15 protein-coding genes and 1 riboswitch are annotated in these 16205 nt (G+C 74.0%); of the genes, 7 read left to right on the plus strand and 8 right to left on the minus strand.

Features of this window, described 5'->3' with window-relative positions; translation table 11 throughout:
• Positions 1 to 11 precede the first annotated feature (11 nt).
• Complete coding sequence (locus G5C62_RS05780; RefSeq protein WP_164700258.1) at positions 12 to 383, minus strand: PaaI family thioesterase; 372 nt, start codon at positions 381 to 383, stop codon at positions 12 to 14.
• Between the two features lie 96 nt (positions 384 to 479).
• Between G5C62_RS05780 and larA the strand changes: the two genes are divergently transcribed.
• Complete coding sequence (gene larA / locus G5C62_RS05785; protein ID WP_164700259.1) at positions 480 to 1751, plus strand: nickel-dependent lactate racemase; 1272 nt, start codon at positions 480 to 482, stop codon at positions 1749 to 1751.
• 21 nt (positions 1752 to 1772) lie between these two features.
• Here the strand turns inward: larA and G5C62_RS05790 are convergent, their stop codons facing one another.
• Genes G5C62_RS05790 through G5C62_RS05800 form a run of 3 tightly spaced genes read right to left on the minus strand, consistent with a single transcriptional unit; the run spans position 1773 to position 5166 of the window.
• Positions 1773 to 2060 carry a UBP-type zinc finger domain-containing protein gene (locus G5C62_RS05790; RefSeq protein WP_164700260.1) on the minus strand — a complete coding sequence of 96 codons (288 nt, stop codon included), beginning with the start codon at positions 2058 to 2060 and terminating at the stop codon, positions 1773 to 1775.
• A 6-nt stretch (positions 2061 to 2066) separates the two neighbouring features.
• Positions 2067 to 3503, minus strand: coding sequence for an ATP-binding protein (locus tag G5C62_RS05795; protein WP_164700261.1), 1437 nt, complete (start codon positions 3501 to 3503; stop codon positions 2067 to 2069).
• A 1-nt stretch (position 3504) separates the two neighbouring features.
• Positions 3505 to 5166: an FAD-dependent oxidoreductase gene (locus G5C62_RS05800; protein ID WP_206330490.1), complete on the minus strand. Its 1662-nt coding sequence runs from the start codon at positions 5164 to 5166 to the stop codon at positions 3505 to 3507.
• A 188-nt stretch (positions 5167 to 5354) separates the two neighbouring features.
• On the opposite strand from G5C62_RS05800, the gene G5C62_RS05805 reads away from it, so the two are divergent.
• Complete coding sequence (locus tag G5C62_RS05805) at positions 5355 to 6047, plus strand: maleylpyruvate isomerase family mycothiol-dependent enzyme (RefSeq protein WP_164700262.1); 693 nt, start codon at positions 5355 to 5357, stop codon at positions 6045 to 6047.
• Between the two features lie 13 nt (positions 6048 to 6060).
• Here the strand turns inward: G5C62_RS05805 and G5C62_RS05810 are convergent, their stop codons facing one another.
• The 3 genes from G5C62_RS05810 to G5C62_RS05820 all read right to left on the minus strand — a co-directional run bounded on the left by G5C62_RS05810 (position 6061) and on the right by G5C62_RS05820 (position 8698).
• Positions 6061 to 7314 (minus strand): MFS transporter, encoded by a 1254-nt coding sequence (locus tag G5C62_RS05810; RefSeq protein WP_036337070.1) that lies wholly within the window; start codon positions 7312 to 7314, stop codon positions 6061 to 6063.
• A gap of 44 nt (positions 7315 to 7358) precedes the next feature.
• Positions 7359 to 8369 carry an alcohol dehydrogenase catalytic domain-containing protein gene (locus G5C62_RS05815; RefSeq protein ID WP_164700263.1) on the minus strand — a complete coding sequence of 337 codons (1011 nt, stop codon included), beginning with the start codon at positions 8367 to 8369 and terminating at the stop codon, positions 7359 to 7361.
• A riboswitch (TPP riboswitch) is annotated at positions 8360 to 8469 on the minus strand. It overlaps the preceding gene by 10 nt.
• A 4-nt stretch (positions 8470 to 8473) precedes the next feature.
• Positions 8474 to 8698 carry a hypothetical protein gene (locus G5C62_RS05820; RefSeq protein ID WP_164700264.1) on the minus strand — a complete coding sequence of 75 codons (225 nt, stop codon included), beginning with the start codon at positions 8696 to 8698 and terminating at the stop codon, positions 8474 to 8476.
• A gap of 158 nt (positions 8699 to 8856) precedes the next feature.
• Here G5C62_RS05820 and G5C62_RS05825 point away from each other — a divergent pair, with 158 nt between their 5' ends.
• The 3 genes from G5C62_RS05825 (at position 8857) to G5C62_RS05835 (ending at position 12086) form a co-directional block, all read left to right on the plus strand.
• Entirely contained in the window at positions 8857 to 9642 is a 786-nt protein-coding gene (locus G5C62_RS05825) for an SDR family oxidoreductase (protein WP_164700265.1), read from the plus strand.
• Positions 9643 to 9768: 126 nt separating this feature from the next.
• Positions 9769 to 10986: an acetyl-CoA C-acetyltransferase gene (locus G5C62_RS05830; RefSeq protein ID WP_164700266.1), complete on the plus strand. Its 1218-nt coding sequence runs from the start codon at positions 9769 to 9771 to the stop codon at positions 10984 to 10986.
• A gap of 80 nt (positions 10987 to 11066) precedes the next feature.
• Positions 11067 to 12086: an iron-siderophore ABC transporter substrate-binding protein gene (locus G5C62_RS05835; RefSeq protein ID WP_164700267.1), complete on the plus strand. Its 1020-nt coding sequence runs from the start codon at positions 11067 to 11069 to the stop codon at positions 12084 to 12086.
• On the opposite strand, the gene G5C62_RS05840 is transcribed toward G5C62_RS05835, so the two are convergent.
• On the minus strand, positions 12038 to 13132 hold the full coding sequence (locus G5C62_RS05840; RefSeq protein ID WP_164700268.1) for a LacI family DNA-binding transcriptional regulator: 1095 nt from the start codon (positions 13130 to 13132) through the stop codon (positions 12038 to 12040). The genes G5C62_RS05835 and G5C62_RS05840 overlap by 49 nt on opposite strands.
• 411 nt (positions 13133 to 13543) lie before the next feature.
• Between G5C62_RS05840 and G5C62_RS05845 the strand changes: the two genes are divergently transcribed.
• Positions 13544 to 15310: an alpha/beta hydrolase gene (locus G5C62_RS05845; RefSeq protein ID WP_241175719.1), complete on the plus strand. Its 1767-nt coding sequence runs from the start codon at positions 13544 to 13546 to the stop codon at positions 15308 to 15310.
• Positions 15307 to 16140 carry a poly(3-hydroxyalkanoate) depolymerase gene (phaZ, locus tag G5C62_RS05850; protein ID WP_036337064.1) on the plus strand — a complete coding sequence of 278 codons (834 nt, stop codon included), beginning with the start codon at positions 15307 to 15309 and terminating at the stop codon, positions 16138 to 16140. The genes G5C62_RS05845 and phaZ overlap by 4 nt, the downstream gene beginning before the upstream one ends.
• Positions 16141 to 16205 lie beyond the last annotated feature (65 nt).

Genomic DNA, 16205 nt, shown 5'->3' on the forward strand with positions numbered 1-16205 from the left:
TCGGGGTCAGGTCACCGGTGCAGCACCGCGAACGTGGCGACGGCGTGCACCAGGCTGCGGCCATCCTGCTCGACGTCGGCCTCGCACACCGTCAGGTGCTCGCCCTGCTTGCTGACCCGGCCGGTGACCTGGAGGGTGCCGGGACCGCCGGGCCGCAGGTAGGTGACGGTCAGCTGGCTGGTGGCCGGGACGTCGTCCTCACCGGAGCGGCTGCGCACGGCGTGGCCCATGGCGGTGTCGACGAGGGTGGCCAGCACCCCACCGTGCAGCGTGCCCGCCTCGTTCAGGTGCTGGTCGGTGACGTCCAGCCGGAGGTGCGCCTCCCCGCCGTCCGCCGTCCGGCCGTACACGCCCAGGGTCTCCACGAAGCTCGTGTCGCTCATCCACCGCAGCTACCCGGGGCGGTCGACGGCACACGGTCGCCCGGTGGGATGCGCGGTCTGGTGGTCTGATGGGGCACCCGGCTCCAGGAGGACGACGTGCAGCAGGTGACGCTCGCCTACGGGCGCGGAGGGCTCCCCGTCGAGCTCCCGGACGACGCGGCGGTGATCACCCCCGTGCAGCACCCGGCCGCCCCGGACGTCGCCGCCGAGCTGCGCCGGGCGTTGCGCGAGCCGGTGAGCGGCTTGCCGCTGCGGGAGCGGGTGCGGCCGGGTCAGACGGTGGCGATCTCGGCCTGCGACGGCACCCGCGCCCAGCCCCGGCACCTGATGATCCCGGCGGTGCTCGAGGAGCTCGACGGCATCGCGCGCCTGGAGGACGTCGTCGTCCTGGTCGCCACCGGCACCCACCGGGCCAACACCGAGGCCGAGCTGCGGGCGATGTTCGGCGACGAGGTCGTGGACACCGTCCGGATCGTCAACCACGACTCCCGGGCGAGCGACACGCACCGCTGGATGGGCACCTTCGGCGACGGGGTGCCGGTCTGGCTCAACGAGCAGTGGGTGGACGCCGACGTCCGGATCACCACCGGTTTCGTCGAGCCGCACTTCTTCGCCGGCTTCTCCGGTGGGCCGAAGATGGTCGCCCCGGGCCTGGCCGCGCTGGACACGGTGCTCGTGCTGCACGACGCGAAGCGGATCGGCGACCCGCGGGCGACGTGGGGCGTCACCCAGGGCAACCCGGTGCACGACGACGTCCGGGCGATCACCGCGGGCACCGACGTGACGTACTCCTTCGACGTCGTGCTCAACACCCGGCAGGAGGTCATCGCCGCGTTCGGCGGGGACACGCTGGAGATGCACGCGGTGGCGATCGAGCGGGCCCGCGAGGTGGCGATGGCACCGGTGGACGCGCCGTTCGACGTCGTCGTCACCACCGGCTCGGGCTTCCCGCTGGACCAGAACCTCTACCAGTCGGTGAAGGGCATGTCGGCGGCCGCGCAGGTCACCCGGCCCGACGGGCTGATCGTCTGCGCCGCCGCCTGCGAGGACGGCTTCCCCGACCACGGTTCCTACCGCGAGGTGCTCACCTCGGCCGCGTCACCGGAGGCACTGCTGGAGCTGATCTCCGCGCGGGAGCAGACCGTGCCCGACCAGTGGCAGGTGCAGATCCAGGCCCGCATCCAGTCCGCCCACCGGGTCGTGATGCACACCGACCACCTCACCGACGCCCAGCTGGCCGAGGCGCACCTGGCGCAGACGACCGACATCGCGGCCACCGTCGCCGAGGCGGTCGCTGCGGCCGGCCCCGGCGCGCGGGTCTGCGCGCTCCCGGAGGGCCCGCAGACGATCCCCTATGTGAAGGGCTGACGGTCCGCCCCCGGCCCGGTGTCAGCGCTGGGGGAGGAGGAGGGCCTGGTCGGGATAGCACCAGGCCCAGTGCTCGCGCGGCTCGGCGGAGGCGACCACCGGGTGCCCGGTCGCGGTCGCGTGCGCGGTGGCGTGCCGGTGCGGTGAGGAGTCGCAGCAGGCCACGTGGTCACAGTTCAGGCAACGCCGCAGGTGCACCCACTGCCCGCCGTCCCGGAGGCAGTCCGCGCACGCCTCGGCCGGGCCGGGTGCGGCCGGCAGCCCCTCGGCATGCCGACAGACGGCCTCCCCGTCCACCCGCCAGGACATGGCCGGTCAGTGCGTCCGGCTCAGCGGCAGCCGGACGCAGAACGTCGTCCCCTCCGGACCGGTCGTGTACGTCAGCGACCCGCCGTGCCGCCGCTCGATGATCCGCCTCGCGTTGTCCAGGCCCAGCCCGCTCCCGTCGCCGGCCCGCTTGGTGGTCACGAACGGCTCGAACAGGTCCTGGCGCACCGCCTCCGGCACCCCCGGGCCGTCGTCGGTGACCTCCACGAACACCGCGTGCTGGTCGGCCCGGGTGCGCAGGGTCAGCACCCCGGACCCGTCCATCGCGTCGGCGGCGTTGTCGATCAGGTTGGTCCAGACCTGGTTCAGCTCGGCCGGGTAGCCGGGCACCGGGGGCAGGTCGGCGGCGTAGTCGCGGTGCACCTCGATGCCGGTGAGCTTGCGGGCCAGCATCACCAGCGTGCTCTCCAGCCCGGGCTTGACGTCGACGTCGGAGTGCCGGGCCTGGTCCAGGTGCGAGTACTGCTTCACCGCGCCGACGAGGGAGGAGATCCGGGTGGTGGCCTCCTCGATCTCGTCCATCAGCGCCTCGGTCTCCAGGGTGTAGCGCAGCCAGCCGAACGCGGCGTCCCACTCCAGCCCGGAGTCGACCTGCTCCACGACGTCGTCCACCCACTGCGCGTCCATGCCGGAGCCGGCGAACACCGGTGCGAGCTCCAGCGCCTGCTCGACGCCGATCTCCTCCAGCCGGTCGGCGATCGCGTCCTCGAGGTCGCTCTCCTGGAGCGCGGTCAGATCGGCGTGCGGCTTGAGCGCCCGCTCGACGGACATCTCCTGCGTCTTGATCAGCCGGCCGACCAGCTCGGGGGAGAGCCCGGCCTCCGACAGCAGGCCGAGCTTCCGGCGCATGCCGGCGACCCGGGAGCGCAGCTGCTCGGTGGCTCGCACCGCGGCCGCTGCCGGGTTGTTCAGCTCGTGGGCGAGGTTGGCCGACAGCGTCCCCAGCTGCACCAGGTGCTCGCGCTGGCGCATCGTCGACTCGGTCATCCGGATGCCCTCGTACAGGCCGTCGAGCAGGTGCACCGCCATCGGGCACAGCCGGTGCACCAGCGCGGCGAAGTCCTCGGCCGGCAACCGCAGGAAGCGGCTGGGCCGGGTGGTCCGCAGCGTGGTCTGGAAGTTCGGGTCGCGGCTCTGGGTGAACGCGCGGACCGCGCCGGCGTAGGCGCCGCGGTGCGTCGTGTCGTTGAGGACGACGTCCTCGCCGTCGGTGTGCTTGGACAGCAGCAGCCCACCCTCCAGCAGCACGTACAGCGCGTCGGAGGGCTGTCCCTCGGCGAAGACGACGACGTCGGCGTCGTACACCCGCACGTCGCTGTGCTCGGCCACCCAGCGCTGGTCGGCGTCCTCCAGCTCGGCGAACAGGAACAGGCTGCGCACCTCGGCGAGGTCGACCCCCGAGGAGGGCCCATGGCTCGCGGTCATCTCAGTTCGCCTCCAGGTAGCGGTGCACGAGCGTGACGGCCATCGCGCCCTCGCCGACGGCGGAGGCGACCCGCTTCACCGACTCGGCGCGGACGTCGCCGGCCACGAACACGCCGGGCACGGAGCACTCCAGGTGGTACGGCGCCCGGGTCAGCGGCCAATCCCGCGGCGGGCGGCCCGCCTCGTCCAGCAGCGCCGGCCCGGTGCGCAGGAAGCCGCGGTCGTCGCGCAGGAACGCCTCGCCCAGCCACTCGGTGGGCGGCGAGGCGCCGATGAACACGAACAGCCGGGACGCCGGGACGACCTCGGTGGCACCGGTGCGGGAGTCGGCGAGCACCAGTCGCTCGAGGTGGTCGGCGCCCTCCACGGCCCGCACCTGGGTGCAGGTGCGCACCTCGATCAGCGGGTCGGCCTCGATCCGGGCGACCAGGTACTCGGACATGCTCTGCCGGATGTCGGTGCCCCGGCAGAGCACCACCACCTTGCTGGCGAAGCGGGCGAAGTGCAGCGCGGCCTGGCCGGCGGAGTTGGCCGCGCCGACGACGAAGACCTCCTCGCCGGCGCAGTCGGCGGCCTCGTGCGCGACGGCGCCGTAGTAGACACCGCGGCCGGTGAGGTCGGCGGCGCCGTCGGCCGGCAGCAGCCGCCAGGAGACGCCCGTGGCCAGCACGACGGCGTGCGCGGCGACCTGGCTGCCGTCGGCGAAGAGCAGTGCCCGGCCATCGCCCTTGGGTGCGATCTCCACGACCTCGGCGGCGGTGAGCAGTTCGACGCCGAACCGCACGGCCTGGTCGCGGGCCCGCTGGGCGAGCTCGCTGCCCGACACCCCGAGCGGGAACCCGAGGTAGTTCTCGATCCGGCTGCTCTGGCCGGCCTGGCCGCCGGTGGCGGTGCGCTCGACGAGCAGGGTGCGCAGCCCCTCGCTGGCCGCGTACACGGCCGCGCCCAGCCCGGCCGGTCCGCCGCCCACCACCACGACGTCGTAGAACGGGCTGCCGGCGGTCGTGGCCAGCCCGACCTGCTGGGCGACCTGCTGGAGGGTGGGCCGGCGGAGCACGGTTCCCTCGGGGAAGAGCAGGGCCGGCAGCGTCGCGTCGTCCGCCAGGTCGGCGGCGGTGCGGATGCCGGCGGCGTCCTCGCCCTGGAGGTGCCGGTAGGGCACCTGGTTGCGGGCCAGGAACTCCTTGAGCTGCTGGGTCTCCGCCGACCACTGGTGGCCCAGCAGCGTGATGCCCTCGAACGGCGCCCGGGCGGTGCGCGACCAGGCCTCGAGCAGCTCGTCGAGCACCGGGTAGAGCAGCTTCTCCGGCGGGTCCCAGGGCTTGAGCAGGTAGTGGTCCAGGTCGACGTCGTTGATCGCCCGGATCGCCGCGTCGGTGTCGGCGTAGGCGGTGAGCAGCACCCGCTTGGCCGTCGGCGCCAGGTCCATCGCCTGCTCCAGGAACTCCACGCCGGTCATCCCGGGCATCCGGTGGTCGGCGAGGAGCAGAGCGGTGGCCTCGCCGCGCGCGGTCAGCTCACGCAGCACGGCGAGCGCGTCGCGGCCGCTCTCGGCGCGGACGATCCGGTAGCGGTCGCCGTAGTGGCGGCGCAGGTCGCGGGCGACGGCGCGGCTGACCGCGCGGTCGTCGTCGACGGTGAGCAGGACAGGTCGCGCGGGCACGGCACCTCCGGTCGGGGCCGTCGAGGTGGACCGCCCCGGTGGGCAGGCCCCCGATGGCATCTCCATCCAACCGGGTGCAGGTGAACGGCGGTAGTCCCGATCGGCCGCGGGCCAGCTCTGGCACGTCGGCCCGCGGCGCGGCAGGGTGACGTCATGACCGCGCCCGCGCACGAGCCCGGAACCCGTCGATGACCGCGCCGGTCGAGACGCTCGGCTGGTGGGAGGACGGTGAACGACTCCTCGGGACGGCGCTGGGCCGGCTGACCGACGAGGATCTCGACGCGCCGTCCCTGCTGACCGGCTGGTCGCGGCGGCACCTCCTGGCGCACCTGGCGGCCAACGCCGACGCGCTGGTGAACCTGCTGACCTGGGCGCGCACCGGGGTGGAGACGCCGATGTACGCCTCGATGGAGGCGCGGGACGCCCAGATCTACGAGGCGGCACAGCTGCCGGCCGCCGAGCTGCGCGCTGCCGTGGTGGCCGCGACCGGTCGGCTGGCCGCCGCGGTCCGCGGCCTGCCCGAGGAGGCGTGGGCAGCCCAGGTGCGGACCGCGCAGGGGCGCCAGGTGCCGGCCGCGGAGGTGCCCTGGATGCGCTGCCGGGAGGTGTGGGTGCACGCGGTCGACCTGGACGAGGGCGTCGGCTTCACCGACCTCCCGGACGACGTCCTGGCCGCGCTCGTCGACGACGTCTTCCGGATGTGGGACCGCCGCGACTCCGTGCCCGACGTCGCGCTGTTCGCCGGTGACCGGGAGTGGGGCACCGGCGCCCTGGCCGTCGCCGGTCCGCTGCCGGCGGTCGCGGCGTGGGTCACCGGCCGCAGCGCGGGGGAGGAGCTGGAGGCCGACGGTCCGCTGCCGACGCTGGCCCCCTGGCTCTGACCGGCCTGCCGACTCAGCCGGCGGGGCGGTCCCGCGGCATCGCCAGCGCAGCGAGCAGCGCCGCGCCCAGCACGGCGGCGCTGACCGCGAAGGCGACCTGGTAGGAGAAGGCGTCGGTGAGCCAGCCGGCGACCAGCGGCCCGGCCACCGCGCCCAGGTCGGCGACCATCTGGAAGACCGCCACCACCCGGCCGCCCCGGGCCGGGCTGACGTCACCGACCACCGCGGCCGGCACGCTGGCCAGCAGCGAGGCGCCCAGCCCGAAGGTGGCCATCGAGAGCAGGAACGCCGCGGTGGTCGGCGGCAGCACCAGGACGGCGATCGCCGCCGTGGACAGTGCCGAACCGAGCAGCAGCGAGGGACGGCGACCCCAGCTGTCCGCCAGCCGCCCGGCGCGCAGCAGCCCGACCGCCTGCGCCACCGACCCCGCGAGCAGGCCGGCGCCGGCCCAGGCCACCGTCTTGCCCAGCTCCTCGGTCACGTACAGCGGCACGAGGGAGTTGCGGACGCCGAACAGCACCCAGCCCACGCCCAGGTTGGCCACCAGCGCCGCGACGTAGGCCCGGGACCGCAGCGCCGCGCGCAGCCCGCCACCATCGGCGCCCGCGGGGGGCACGGCCACGGCCGAGGGGCCACCGCCGCGCACCTGGTCAGCCGCGGGGTCCGGGTCGGCCGCGGCTCCCGCGACCGGGGGCAGCGCGGCCGGGCGCAGCAGGACCAGCGCGACCACCCCCGCGACCAGCAGGAAGCCGCCGTAGACGAAGAACGGCAGCCGCGGGGAGACCTCGGCGAGGAACCCGCCGGCCGCCGGGCCGGCGATGCCGCCGAGGATGAAACCGCCCTGGTAGGTGGCCGCAGCCCGGCCGCGCTGGGCCGCCGGTGCCGTGCGCAGCAGCAGCGAGAGGGCGGCCACGGTGAACATCGCGCTGCCGATCCCGCCGGCCGCGCGCAGGGCGACGAAGAGCGGGAAGTTGCCGGCCAGGGCGGCCGCGGCGGTGGCGACCGCGACGATCGCCAGCCCGGCGGCGAGCACGGCGCGCTCGCCGATCCGCTCGACGAGGGAGCCCCCGGCGAAGGCGGAGACGAACCGGAAGAAGGCGAACGCGCTGACGGCGAACCCGACGGCGGTGGTGCCGACCCCGTAGTCGCGGACGAACAGCGGGATCGCCGGGGCGACGATGCCGAAGCCGAGGGCGACGACGAAGGCGACGATCGCCAGGACGCCGACCTCGCGGGGGAGGGGGGCGTCCTTGCTGCGATGTCGCACGAGCGCCGATCCTCACACGCGGCCCGGGACACCGCTGCGGGGCGTCAGGGGGTGAGCACGAGCCGCCCTGCGACGTCCCCCCTGCGCAGCCGGTCCAGCGCCTCGTTCACCTGGGTCAGCGGCAGCGTGCCCGCCACCGGCGGCGCCAGCTGCCCGGCCGCGGCCAGCGCCACCGCCTGCTCCAGCTCGGCCAGCGTGTTGCCCACGCTGGCGATGACCCGCTGCTCGGCGACCACCATCCCCAGCGGGCTCACCGTCAGTGCGTCGGCGCTGTACCCGACCAGCACCAGCCGCCCGCGGCGACCGAGCACCGCCGTCGCCAGCTCGAGGGTCGCCGTCACCCCGGCGAGCTCCACGACGACGTCGGCGCCCTGCCCGCCGGACAGCCGGGCCACGGTGCCGGCGAGTTCGGCGGGGGAGACCGCGGCCACCGCTCCGGCGGACCGGGCAGCCGACCGGCGGGCGTCGTCCCGGCTGACGGCCACGACCACGCCGCCGCGTCGTCGGGCCTCCTGCACCGCGGCCAGCCCGACCCCGCCCGCGCCGAGCACGACGACCACGTCACCGGGCTCGACCGCGGCCTCGGTGAGCGCGTGCACCGCGGTCGTGCCCGCGCAGCACAGCGGTGCGGCAGCCTCGAACGGCAGTTCGTCGGGCAGCCGGACCAGGCAGTGCGCCGGCACCACCAGCTGCTCGGCGAAGGCGCCGTCCGCGGCGAAGGCCAGCACCCCGCGCGGGGTGAGGCACAGGTTCTGCCGACCGCGCAGGCACCAGCGGCAGCTGCCGCAGAAGAGGTAGTAGTAGACGGCGACCCGGTCGCCCTCGGCCCAGCCGGTGACGGCCGACCCGACCGCGTCGACCGTGCCCGCGGCCTCGTGGCCCAGCGTCATCGGCGTCCGGGACGGCGCGTACAGGCCGTCGGTGAAGTGCAGTTCGGTGCCGCAGACCCCGGCCGCGCGCACCCGCACCCGCACCTCGTCGGGGGCGGGTTCGGGCACCGGGACGTCGTCCAGGGCCAGGGGTCGGCCAGGTGCGTGGAAACGGGCAGCGAGCATCGAGCAGCTCCCTCCGCCGGCATGAACCGGATCAGGTGTGGACGGTCGGCGGTGGTCGTCCGCCTTCTCAGCCCGCGCCCGGGCTCCCGTGTGCGCCGCTGAAGCTACCGCAGCGGGGCGACCGGCTCGACCCGGCGCAGGAACGACCGGATCGCCAGGTGGTGGGAGAGCTGCTCGCGGTGCGCCTCGCACGCCGTCCAGGTCTTCTCCCGGTCGGGGGTGTGCACCTTCGGGTTGTTCCACACCAGGACGACGGTCGCCGGCTCCCGGCAGCCCTTCGCCGAACAGATCACGCCGGCGTCCCCGGCCGGCCCTGCGTCCTCGGTCATGGGCCGAGTCTGAGCCGACGCACAGGAAACCGTCAGCAGGGGGTGCGAGGGTCGGTCCGGCCGCACCCCCTGACCCCGGGTGCGGCCACCAGCCCCCGCGGCCGGAAAGGAGGTCGCGGTGGGTGCACCCGGCCCGGGGGGCGGGTAGGGCGAGGTGCATGACCGACACCAAGCCCCTCGCCCTCGTCACCGGCGCCTCCAGCGGGATCGGGTTCGAGCTCGCCAAGCAGTTCGCCCAGCACGGCTTCGACCTGGTGATCGACGCCGAGGACCCGACGATCGACACGGCGGCCGCGAAGCTGCGCGCCGAGGGCGCCGAGGTGACCGCCGTCCAGGCCGACCTGCGCACCCCCGGCGGGATCGAACAGCTGTGGACCCGGGTGCAGGGCCTCGGCCGCCCGCTGGACGCCGCCGCGCTCAACGCCGGTGTCGGCCGTGGCGGTGCGTTCGTCGACACCGACTGGGCCGACGACCTGGAGGTCATGCAGCTCAACGTGGTCTCCACCGCCGCGCTGCTGAAGCTGGTCCTCGTGCAGATGACCGGTCGCAACGCGGGCCGGGTGCTGGTGACCTCCTCGATCGCGGCGACCATGCCCGGCGCGTACCAGCCGGTCTACAACGCCTCGAAGTCCTTCGTCCAGTCGCTGACCGAGGCCGTGCAGCAGGAGCTCAAGGACTCCGCCGTCACGATCACCGCGCTGATGCCCGGCCCCACGGACACCGAGTTCTTCGCCCGGGCCGACCTGGAGGACACCGCCATCGGCCAGGGCCCCAAGGACGACCCGGCGGAGGTCGCCGCGCAGGGCTTCGAGGCGCTGATGGCCGGGGAGGAGAAGGTGCTCGCCGCCTCGCTGAGGACCAAGGTGCAGGGCGCGGCCAACAAGGTGCTCCCCGACTCGCTCAAGAGCTCCGCGCACGAGGCGATGGCGAAGCCGCGCGACTGACCCGCTCCGACGACGCCCCTCCCGGTCCGCGGGCAGGGGCGTCGTCGGCGTCCCGGGCGACGCCGGCTTCCGGTGAGTGGTCGGCTCCGCTGCACCGAGCCGGGGCAGAGCTGGCAGAGTCGGGGCATGGACGACGTCGTCATCTGTTCCCCGGTCCGCACTCCCGTCGGTCGCTTCGGCGGGGTCTTCGCCGGTCTGTCCGCCAACGAGCTCGCCGCCACCGCGCTGCGGGGCCTGGTGGAGCGGACCGGGCTGGGGGAGGGCGAGGTCGACGACGTCATCCTCGGCAACTGCAGCCCCAGCGGTGAGAACCCGGCGATCGGCCGGATCGCCGCCCTGGACGCCGGCCTGGGCGTGCAGGTCCCCGGCCTGCAGATCGACCGGCGCTGCGGATCCGGCCTGCAGGCCGTCATCTACGCCGCGATGCAGGTGGCGGCCGGCGCCGGCAAGGTCGTCGTCGCCGGTGGGGTGGAGTCGATGAGCAACGTCGAGCACTACGCACTGGGGCTGCGCAGCGGGGCCAAGGGCGACGGCGTCATGCTGCACGACCGGCTGGCGCGGGCCCGGGAGACCGCCGGTGGCCTCCACCACCCCGTGCCCGGCGGCATGCTGGAGACCGCGGAGAACGTCCGTCGTGAGTACTCGGTCGACCGACTGGAGCAGGACGCCTGGGCGTTGCGCTCCCAGCAGGCCGCCGGCGCGGCCATCCGCGAGGGGCGGTTCGCCGACGAGATCATCGGCGTCGAGGTGCCCGGGACCCGCAAGACGCCGGCGCGCACGGTCACCGAGGACGAGCACCCCCGCCCGGACACGACGATGGAGGACCTGGCCGGCCTGCGCCCGGTCATGGGCCGGGTCGACCCGGAGGCGACGGTGACGGCCGGCAACGCCTCCGGCCAGAACGACGGCGCCGCCGTCTGCGTGGTGACCACCCGCGCCGAGGCCGACCGCCGTGGCTGGCAGCCCTTCGTGCGGCTGACCGGCTGGGCCGTGGCGGGCGTGCCGCCGGAGACCATGGGCATCGGCCCGGTCCCGGCGACGGCCAAGGTGCTGGAGCAGACCGGGCTGACCCTGGCCGACATGGACCTCATCGAGCTCAACGAGGCGTTCGCCAGCCAGGTGCTGGCCTGCCTGGGGGAGTGGGGCCTGGGCGCGGACGACCGCAACCGGGTCAACGTCAACGGGTCCGGCATCTCCCTGGGGCACCCGGTGGGGGCGACCGGCGCCCGGATCCTGGCCACGCTCGCCCACGAGATGCGCCGCCGCGAGGCGCGCTACGGCCTGGAGACGATGTGCATCGGCGGTGGGCAGGGGCTCGCCGCGGTGTTCGAGCGGGTCGTCTGACCCCAGCCGCAGGTCTCGATCGGGCAACGAGGCAGACCACCGGTTCGTTAGGTAAGGCTGCCCTCAGGTAGAACAACACCATGTTGCTCTCCCGGTCGCTCGCGCGACGCACGTTCACCAGCTCCGTGGCCCTCCCCGTCCTCGCGGTCGCCGTCCTGGCCGGCTGCTCGTCGGAGTCCGACGAGCAGCCGGCCGAGGCCGCCGCCGGCTCGGCAGCCGAGGCCGCCTTCCCGGTCACCATCGAGCACGCCTACGGGACGACGACGATCCCGGAGGAGCCCGAGCGGGTGGTCTCCCTCGGCTACACCGAGCAGGACGCGATCCTCGCCTTCGGTGTCGTCCCGGTCGCCGTCCGCTACGCATTCGGCCCCGAGGACGACGTCTTCTTCCCCTGGGCCGACGAGGCGGCCGGCGACGCCGACCCGGAGATCCTGCCGCGGGCGGAGGTCGACCCGGAGCAGATCGCGGCGCTCGACCCGGACCTGATCATGGCGGTCACCGCCGGCCTGACGGAGGACGAGTACGAGACGCTCAGCGCGATCGCGCCGACGGTCGTGCAGCCCGAGGAGCACATCGCCTTCGGCACCCCCTGGCAGGAGCAGACGCGGATCACCGGCGAGGCGCTCGGTCAGCCCGACCGCGCGGAGGACCTGATCGCCGACGTCGAGGAGCAGATCGCGGCGGCGCGGGCCGAGCACCCGGAGCTGGAGGGGAAGACGGTGACCCTCTCCGGCCCGGCGTACGGCGGGGAGTACCCCTTCCACACGTCCGACGACACCCGCACCCGGTTCTTCCTGGACCTGGGCATGGTCGTCGACCCGGCCCTGGACGCCGCGGCGCAGAGCGACTTCTACGGGACGGTCAGCCGCGAGGAGGCCCGGATGCTGGACGCCGACGTGCTGGTCTTCCAGTCCGGTTCCGAGGCCGAGCGGGCGGGGATCGAAGGGGACCCGGTGCTGTCCGGGCTCCCCACCGTGACCGAGGGCCGGTCGATCTTCATCGAGGGGGAGGACTACGCGGCGCTGCAGTTCGCCAGCGCCCTGAGCCTGCCCTACCTGCTGGACGGCTTCGTGCCGGAGCTGTCCGAGGTGGTCGGCTGAGTTGAGTGCACCTCGAGGCCGCCGTGGACACCTCCGCGGCGGCCCGGCGGCCGCGCAGGTGGTGCCGCAGTCGACCCGCGCCTGACGAGCACCGGGGTCACCAGTTCGGTGCGGCGCGACGGGAGGTCCTGGGCGCCGGACGTCAGCTGGCGGAGCAGCAGGTCGGCCGCGCCCACGGCGAGCAGGGCGGCGCAGTTGTCGACGGTGGTGACCGGCGGCGACCACCACTGGTAGAACGGTTCGTCCTCCGTGCAGATCACCGACAGCTGGTCGGGCACCCGCAGCTCGCTGTCGCCGATCACCGGCAGTGCCCCGAATGACGCCTCGTGGTTGGTCACCAGCAGGGCCGTCGGTGGCTCGGACAGGCCGAGCAGCTCGGCGGCGGCCCACCGGCCGAAGTCGGGTGTGAAGGGCCCCCGGCACACCAGGTCGTCCAGGACCGGGACACCGGCCGCCGCCATCGCGGCCCGGAAGCCGGCGTCGTGCAGTCGGCCGGAGGTCACCGACGGCGGGCCCTCGATCGCGGCGATCCGGGTGTGCCCCAGCTGGAGCAGGTGCTCGGCGGCCAGTCGGGCTGCGGTCTCGTAGGCGGACATCACCGACGGGGCCAGGGAGCCGGGCACCTCGCGGTTCATCGTCACGACCGCGTGGTCCGCCTGGACCAGGGCGTTGACCAGGTCGGTGTTCGCACCGGAGCCGGCGATCACCACGCCGTCGAAGTGGTGCTGGCGGACCGTCTGCAGGAACGAGGCCTCGCGCGCCGGGTCGCCCCCGGTGGTGCAGACCAGCAGCTGGTACTCGTGTTCGGCGGCCCAGCCCTGCAGGGTCTCCGCGATCGTGTGGGACGTCGCCGAGCGCAGGCTGTTGACGACCAGGCCGATCAGCCCGGTACGCCGGGTGCGCAGCGCGCTGGCCGTGCGGTTGGGCTCGTACTGCAGGGCCGCGGCGGCCGCCTCCACCCGGGCACGGGTGCTGGGCAGCACCGCCGGGTGTCCGGACAGGGCGCGGCTCGCGGTACTGGTGCTGACCCCCGCGGCTGCGGCCACGGAGCTCAACGTCGTAGGCACAGCGCGCTTTCTACCGAAGTGGAGAAAGGGGGGAACCGCTGCCCCGTGGGCAGACGGCGGGTGTAGGTGTGCTGTCCGGGCAGGGCACATCCGTCGATGTGTCTTTCGATGTACAGGGCGATGTGTCCCTGGCTGTTGCCCCTGTCCGGCCCTGGTCGGCGCACGCCAGGATGTCGGCACCGGCGGCAGTGCCGCAGCAGGAACACCGCGCGGCTCGCCGCCGGGCCGCCCGGTTGCTCACCCGGCCTGCGGGCTGTGTGATGGGCATCACGTCCAGTACGCCCGGATGGACCATCGCGTGACCGCCAGCGTGTCGAGACGAGGAGCCCTCGTGTGCCAGCTCCGCACCACCCCAGCACGGTCAGTCCACCTCAGCCCGAGGAGTGCGACGTGAGCGGCCCCGCGCGCTCGTCCGGGCAGGGCATCGCGCGATCCGTACCGGTGGCCGCGTCGACCACCGGCGGCGATCCCGATGCCGAGCCGGAGCGGATCGCCGAGTCGGCCACCGGGCTGGACATGATCTTGACCGACGCTGCGCTCGGGCCGCTGCGCCGGTTGGTGCCGCCGGTCAGCAGCAGCCTCCGCTTCACCGCGGCGCTGGCGCGCCGTCCGCGCACCGTGCTCGGCCACACCGGCCGGCTCGTCGGCGAGTGGGGTCGCATCGGGCTCGGCCGTTCCGAGGTGGCGCCGAACGCCAAGGACAAGCGTTACGCCGATCCGGCCTGGTCGGGCAACCCGGTGTTGAAGCGGGCTATGCAGGCACACCTGGCGACGGCGCAGACGGCGACCCGACTGGTCGACGACGCAGCCCTGCCCTATGCCCACGACGAGCGGATCCGGTTCTCCGTGACCAACATCGTCGAGGCCCTGGCACCCAGCAACAACCCGGCGCTGAACCCCTCGGCGTGGAAGACGGCGATCGACACGGGCGGGCGCAGTGCGGTGTCCGGCACCAGGCGGCTGGTCCGTGACCTGTCCTCGGCACCCCGGGTGCCCTCGATGGTCGAGCCGGACGCCTTCGAGGTGGGCAAGGACCTGGCGCGCACCCCCGGCGTCGTCGTGCTGCGGACGCCGGTCTTCGAGCTGATCCAGTACCAGCCCACCACGCCGACGGTGCACGCCGTCCCGCTGGTGATGGTGCCGCCGACGATCAACAAGTTCTACATCGCCGACCTGGCCGAGGGTCGCAGCATCGCCGAGCACATGGTCGCCGACGGGCAGCAGGTCTTCATGATGTCCTGGCGGAACCCCGACGCGCGGCACGCCGACTGGGGCCTGGACACCTACGGGCAGGCGGTGCTCGACGCGATGGCCGCGGCGGAGCGGATCACCGGCGAGCGGCAGACCAACCTGATGTCCTTCTGCTCCGGCGGGATGATCACCGCGATGGTGCTCGGGCACCTCGCCGCGATCGGCGAGCAGGAGCGGGTCGCCTCCGTGTGCTTCGCCGTGACCGTGCTCGACCAGGCCCGCGGCGGGACGGTGGGGGCGTTCCTGGACGAGAAGTCCGCCCAGTCGGCCATCCGGGCGTCGGCGAAGAAGGGGTACCTGGACGGCGCGACGCTGGCGGAGGTGTTCGCCTGGCTGCGGCCCAACGACCTGATCTGGAACTACTGGGTCAACAACTACCTGCAGGGCAAGCCCCCGCCGGCGTTCGACATCTTGTACTGGAATTCCGACACCACCCGGATGGCCGCGGCACTGCACCGGGGCTTCATGGACATGGCCGTGCACAACTCCCTGACCAAGCCGGGTGCCGCCACCATGCTCGGGTCGCCGGTGGACCTGTCCGCGGTCACGGTCGACGCCTACGTGGTCGCCGGGATCGCCGACCACATCTGCCCGTGGCAGTCCTGTTACGCGACCACCCAGCTGCTCGGTGGGGACACCCGGTTCGTGCTGTCCACCAGCGGGCACATCGCCTCGCTGGTGAACCCGCCGAGCAACCCGAAGTCGACCTGGCGGACGGGCGCGCCCAACGTCCCGGACGCCGACGAGTGGCTCGCCGCCGCACACACCGAGAAGGGGTCGTGGTGGACCGACTACGCCCGGTGGGTGGGTGAGCGGGCCGGCGACGGGGTCGACGCGCCGGCGGAGCTCGGCGGTGGCCAGCCCACCCTGGGCGCGGCTCCTGGCACGTACGTGTTCGACAAGTGAGCGTCGGGAGGGGCACCCGCCGGGACGGCGACCCCCCGCTGCGGACGGTCACCGTCGGGGGCCGGACGCTGCGCGTCTCGGTCCACCCCGGCGACGGCACGCTGCCGCCGTTGCTGTTGCTCAACGGCATCGGCGCGAGCCTGGAGGTGTTGCAGCCCTTCGTCGATGCGCTCGATCCCCGGCGTGAGGTGATCCGGTTCGACGTCCCGGGTGTGGGCGGGTCCCCGAGGCCGGTCATGCCCTACACGATGGTCACGTTCGCACCGGTCGTCGCGGGGCTGCTCAGCAAGCTGGGCCACCGGGAGGCCGTCGACGTCCTCGGCTTCTCCTGGGGCGGCGGTCTGGCACAGCAGTTCGCCGTGCAGCACCGGCGGCGGTGTCGGCGGCTGGTGCTGGCCGCGACCGGGACGGGGTCGCTCATGGTGCCGGCGCACCCGCGGGTGCTGTCCAAGATGCTCACCCCACGGCGGCACCGCGACCCCGATTACGCCCGGACGATCGCAGGGGAGATCTACGGCGGCACGATGCGCCAGCACCCCGAGCGCGCGGCCGAGGTGCTGCACGCCGAGTCGCGGCTGGGCCCGCAGCGCGGCTACTACTACCAGCTGGCGGCCGGCGCCGGCTGGTCGAGCCTTCCGCTGCTCCGCATGATCAAGCAGCCCACCCTGGTGATCGCCGGCGACGACGACCCGATCATCCCCGCGGTGAACCCTCGCGTGATGGCCCGGCTGATCCCTGACTCGGAGCTGCACCTCTACCGCGGCGGACACCTCGCCCTGGTCACCGAGGCGCCGGAGCTGGCGCCGGTGGTGGAACGCTTCCTCAGCTGACCGGAGCCGTCCGACGGGAGCGGTCGGCGCCTCCGCCGACGTGTCGTACCCCCGCCGTACGGTCG

Source organism: Modestobacter sp. KNN46-3, from assembly GCF_011039295.1.